Below are 4743 nucleotides of genomic sequence, written 5' to 3' on the forward strand. Positions count from 1 at the left end.
GCGGCGGGCCGCGCTGCGACCGGCCCTGGAGGGCGCCGGGTTCCGCATCGACGACTCCGAGGCCGGGCTCTACCTGTGGGTGACCGCGGGGGAGCCGTGCCGGGTCACCGTCGACCGGCTCGCCGACCTGGGCATCCTCGTGGCGCCCGGTGACTTCTACGGTGCGGCCGGGGAGCAGCACGTGCGGGTGGCGCTGTCGGCCAGCGACGAGCGGATCGCCGCCGCGGTCGCGAGGCTGACGGCCTGAGCCCGTCGAGGTTCGTCGCTGGCGCTCCTCGCCCCTCAGGAGGCCGCGGCTGTTCCGCCGACCGGGCCCCGCGTGGTGATGCAGGCCACCGCTGGGGTAGTTTCAGGGGTGAGACCGCATGCCCGGGGCCACCGCCTGCGCGGCACGCAACGAACGAAGGGCAGACACATTTCATGACCGCTGACGCCACCTTCTCCGCCGGGGGCAAGGACCTGACCTTCCCCCTCGTCAAGGCCAACGAGGGCAATGACGGCTACGACATCTCCTCGCTGATGAAGGAGACGGGCAACACGACGCTCGACGTGGGCTTCGTCAACACCGCCTCGTGCAAGAGCGACATCACCTACATCGACGGTGACGCGGGCATCCTGCGCTACCGCGGCTACCCGATCGAGCAGCTCGCGTCGAAGTCGACCTTCGTCGAGGTCGCCTACCTGCTGATCTACGGCGAGCTGCCGACGGCCGACCAGCTGGGTGACTTCGAGGAGCGCATCTCGCGCCACACGATGCTCCACGAGGACCTCAAGGCCTTCTTCAACGGCTTCCCGCGCGACGCGCACCCGATGCCGGTGCTCTCCTCCGCCGTCTCGGCGCTGGGCACCTTCTACCAGGACAGCCTTGACCCCTTCGACCCGGAGCAGGTCGAGATCTCGACCATCCGCCTCCTGGCGAAGCTGCCGACGATCGCCGCCTACGCGCACAAGAAGAGCGTCGGTCAGCCCTTCCTGTACCCGGACAACTCGCTCAGCCTGACCGAGAACTTCCTGCGGATGACCTTCGGCTTCCCGGCCGAGCCCTACGAGCTCGACCCGGAGATCGTCAAGGCGCTCGACCAGCTGTTCATCCTGCACGCCGACCACGAGCAGAACTGCTCGACCTCGACCGTCCGCCTCGTCGGCTCGGCCCACGCCAACCTCTTCAACTCGGTCTCCGCGGGCATCCACGCCCTCTCCGGCCCGCTGCACGGTGGCGCCAACCAGGCCGTGCTGGAGATGCTGCAGCAGATCCAGTCCTCCGACGACGGCGCCGAGACCTTCATGAAGAAGGTCAAGAACAAGGAGGACGGCGTCCGCCTCATGGGCTTCGGCCACCGGGTCTACAAGAGCTACGACCCGCGTGCGGCGATCGTCAAGGAGACCGCGCACACCATCCTTGAGAAGATGGGCGGCGACGAGCAGCTCGAGATCGCCATGAAGCTCGAGGAGATCGCCCTCGCGGACGACTACTTCGTCGAGCGCAAGCTCTACCCCAACGTGGACTTCTACACGGGCCTGATCTACACGGCCATGGGCTTCCACCCGAAGATGTTCACCGTCCTCTTCGCCATCGGCCGCCTGCCGGGCTGGATCGCCCAGTGGCGCGAGATGATCGAGGACAAGGACACCAAGATCGGGCGCCCGCGCCAGATCTACACCGGCCCGACCGAGCGCGACTACGTGGGCATCGACAACCGCTGACCCTGCGCTCCAGGTGAGCTCGGCCCCTTCGTCACGACGACGAAGGGGGCCGAGTCGCGTCCGGGGTGGCGCTCAGCCCTCGTGGAGGGAGACGCGCACCTGGCCCGCGGGGACCGGCTCGTCGGCGTCGCGCCACTGCATCGCGCCGTCCCCGGCGCCGCGGACCCACTCGCGGTCGCCGACCTGCACTCGCACGACGTTGCGGGCCTTGGCCTGGCCGACCGCCCAGGCGCCGACGGCCCAGCCGTGGCGCTCGTCGGGGGCGACGACGCTGATGACCTGTCCGTCGGCGGTGCCGGCCTGGCCGGTCTCCTCGGACAGCGCCTGCACGAAGGTGTCCGGCCGGCCGGCCGCCGTGGGCCCGTCGAGCCGGCAGACGAAGCCCTCGGGGGAGTGGCCGCTCAGCGCGGAGGCGATGATCCGACCCTCCTGCTCGTGGTCGGCGTAGGCGGTGGGGTACCCGCTGCGCTGGACCTCCTGGGCGATCTCGGTGATGACCATGTCCTGCCAGCCGTCGACCTTGACCAGGGCGTCGTAGAAGGCGTTGGTGGCGTAGACCGGGTCCTGGAGCTGCTCCTCGGTGCCCCAGCCCTGACTGGGCCGCTGCTGGAAGAGACCGAGTGAGTCGCGGTCGCCGTAGGAGAGATTGCGCAGCTTCGACTCCTGGATCGCCGTGGCGATGCCGATGGTGCCGGCGCGTGCGGGCAGGCCGCGCTTGACGGCGAGCAGGACGATGGTGCTCGCGTGGTGCATCTGGTTGGGTCGGAAGCTCACGCTCTCCTCGAGCGCCGTCGCGCGGCACTCCTCGCCGAGGAAGAGGCCGATCCGGTCACGCGCGTACCAGGCGCCGACGCCGACGACGAGGGCGAGCACGCACAGCACCGCGACGACCGTGGGCCACCGGGGGCCACGGTCGTCGGGCAGCGGCGGGTGCTCGCGCCTGGGCACGGTCAGTCGTTGGCGTGGAGCGCGTCGTTGAGCGCGATGCCGTCACCGGTGCGGTCGCGCGCCTCGACGGTGCCGGTGACGGAGTTGCGCACGAAGAGCAGGCCGCTGCGGCCGGAGAGCTCGGCCGCCTTGACGACCGTGCCGTCGGGCAGCGTCACCTTGGTGCCGGCCGTGACGTAGAGGCCGGCCTCGACGACGCAGTCGTCACCCAGGGCGATGCCGACGCCGGCCTCGGCGCCGACGAGGCAGCGCTCGCCGATCGAGACGCGCTCGGTGCCGCCGCCGGAGAGGGTGCCCATCGTCGAGGCGCCGCCGCCGATGTCGGAGCCGTCGCCGACGACGACACCCTGGCTGATGCGGCCCTCGACCATGGAGGTGCCCAGGGTGCCGGCGTTGAAGTTGACGAAGCCCTCGTGCATGACGGTCGTGCCGGAGGCGAGGTGGGCCCCCAGACGCACGCGGTCGGCGTCGCCGATGCGCACGCCGCCGGGGGTGACGTAGTCGGTGAGGCGGGGGAACTTGTCGATGCTCGTCACCTGGACCGGGCCGCGGGCGCGCAGCCGGGCACGGGTGGCCTCGAAGCCCTCGACCGCGCACGGACCGTGGTTGGTCCACACGACATTGCTCAGCTGGCCGAAGAGGCCGTCGAGGTTGATCGAGTTCGGCTGCACCAGGCGGTGCGAGAGCAGGTGCAGGCGCAGGTAGGCGTCGGACGCGCCCTCGGGGGCGGCGTCGAGGTCGATGCTGACGGTGACGACCTCGGTGCGCACGCGGCGGGCCTCGTCCTCGCCCGCCAGGGCGAGCAGATCCTCGGGGACCTGCGAGGCCTCCGGGGCCTCGCCCAGGGCCGGCTCGGGGTACCAGGTGTCCAGGACCGATCCGTCGGTCGTCACGGTGGCCACTCCGTGGCCCCAGGCAGCGCGCGTCGTCGTCATGCCCCAGATCCTACGAAACCCGCCGGTGGGCCCACCCTTCCCGTCACAAAATGTGGCTGGCTACACCTTGGATGGTCAGCCACACCACGTGCTGTGGCTGACCATCCAAGGTGTGGCCGGCTCATGCGGCGGATGCTGCACGTGCTGCCTCGACGAGTCGCCGGACGCGCTCCGGGTCCTTCAAGTCCGACCACATGAGCCTCACGACGACGAAACCGCGGCGTCGCAGCTCGTCCTCACGACGCTTCTCGGCGATGACGACCCCACGGTCGTCGTACTTGATCGCCCCGTCGAACTCGACGACCACCTTGGTCCCCGCGATGAGGAAGTCGACGCGGTAGGGACCGATCCACACCTGTGGCTGGAGTGCGTACCCGAGGTCGCGCAGAACTTGTGCCGTCAGGGACTCCCCGGGCGACTCGTGCCGGCCGTCCACATCTGCGAGTGCTCGTCGGACGGCGGCGGCATTGGGCGTGCCGAGCGGGAGGAGTGCCGCTGCCACCTCGATCTCGCGCGGGGTCACGAGTTCACGACGGACGGCGGCGTCACCGGCTGCCAGCGCAGTGCGCGGTGTGCTCGCGACGCCGGCGTGCACGAGGGCGAGCGCGACCGAGGCACAGGGCAGCGGTTCCTCGACGAAGGGGGGTCGCTTCGCCGTCGTCAATTCGCCCGCCTCTCCCCACACTGTGTAGTCCTTGCCACGGCGGGTGGCCTGTCCGCTGCCCCGGACCAGGTGGACGGTGTCGAGGTCGCAGTCGACGAGGGGCAGGTCGTGGAGGATCAGGGCCGAGTGGGCCGTTGCCCCCGCGGCCACGCGTAGCCGCCGGATGATGGCGACGGTCCGCAGCAGGTGGATGTCGTCGAGGTCGCCGGAACCGACCGTCGACCACATGCCGCGGGTCAGGTGGGTGAGCAAGCCGGCGCGGGCCAGGGTCACCAGACGCAGTCTCGGGATCCCCGCGCGCTCGGCATCGGCGCTCGAGAAGACGTGGTTGACCGATGCGCGGCGCAGCAGCTCGATCTCGTCGTCCATGCCCGGGAGTCTGCCGATTCCTGGCGAAGGGCGACGGACGTTTTCCACAGTGACGCCAGGCCCTCCCTTCGACCCGGCTACACCTCCGAGGGTCAGCCACACCACGTGCTGTGGCTGACCCTC

General features: G+C 70.3%; 4 protein-coding genes and 1 pseudogene. 2 read left to right on the plus strand and 3 right to left on the minus strand.

The window, feature by feature from the left end; all coding sequences use genetic code 11:
• Together JAN01S_RS16075 and JAN01S_RS16080 are read left to right on the plus strand one after the other, a co-directional pair.
• Nucleotides 1-247: pseudogene (locus JAN01S_RS16075) on the plus strand (succinyldiaminopimelate transaminase); the annotation flags it as partial.
• 173 nt (nt 248-420) lie between these two features.
• The gene (locus tag JAN01S_RS16080; protein ID WP_068319782.1) at nt 421-1704 is read left to right on the plus strand and encodes a citrate synthase; all 1284 of its coding nucleotides are present in this window, start codon (nt 421-423) and stop codon (nt 1702-1704) included.
• A gap of 72 nt (nt 1705-1776) precedes the next feature.
• Here JAN01S_RS16080 and JAN01S_RS17325 read toward each other — a convergent pair whose 3' ends face one another.
• From JAN01S_RS17325 to JAN01S_RS16095, 3 genes are all read right to left on the minus strand, one after another.
• The gene (locus JAN01S_RS17325; RefSeq protein WP_084360331.1) at nt 1777-2652 is read right to left on the minus strand and encodes a hypothetical protein; all 876 of its coding nucleotides are present in this window, start codon (nt 2650-2652) and stop codon (nt 1777-1779) included.
• 2 nt (nt 2653-2654) lie between these two features.
• Complete coding sequence (gene dapD / locus JAN01S_RS16090; protein ID WP_068319785.1) at nt 2655-3587, minus strand: 2,3,4,5-tetrahydropyridine-2,6-dicarboxylate N-succinyltransferase; 933 nt, start codon at nt 3585-3587, stop codon at nt 2655-2657.
• Nucleotides 3588-3708: 121 nt separating this feature from the next.
• The gene (locus tag JAN01S_RS16095; RefSeq protein WP_068319787.1) at nt 3709-4620 is read right to left on the minus strand and encodes a type IV toxin-antitoxin system AbiEi family antitoxin domain-containing protein; all 912 of its coding nucleotides are present in this window, start codon (nt 4618-4620) and stop codon (nt 3709-3711) included.
• Between the last annotated feature and the right edge of the window lie 123 nt (nt 4621-4743).

Origin of the sequence: Janibacter anophelis NBRC 107843 (assembly GCF_001570945.1) — a bacterium.
Lineage (GTDB): Bacteria > Actinomycetota > Actinomycetes > Actinomycetales > Dermatophilaceae > Janibacter > Janibacter anophelis.

What these genes read in the sequence shown, in the direction of transcription:
- dapD (WP_068319785.1), bottom strand. Translation starts at nt 3,587, where the DNA reads ATGACGACGACGCGCGCTGCCTGGGGCCACGGAGTGGCCACCGTGACG.
- JAN01S_RS16095 (WP_068319787.1), bottom strand. Translation starts at nt 4,620, where the DNA reads ATGGACGACGAGATCGAGCTGCTGCGCCGCGCATCGGTCAACCACGTC.
- JAN01S_RS16080 (WP_068319782.1), top strand. Translation starts at nt 421, where the DNA reads ATGACCGCTGACGCCACCTTCTCCGCCGGGGGCAAGGACCTGACCTTC.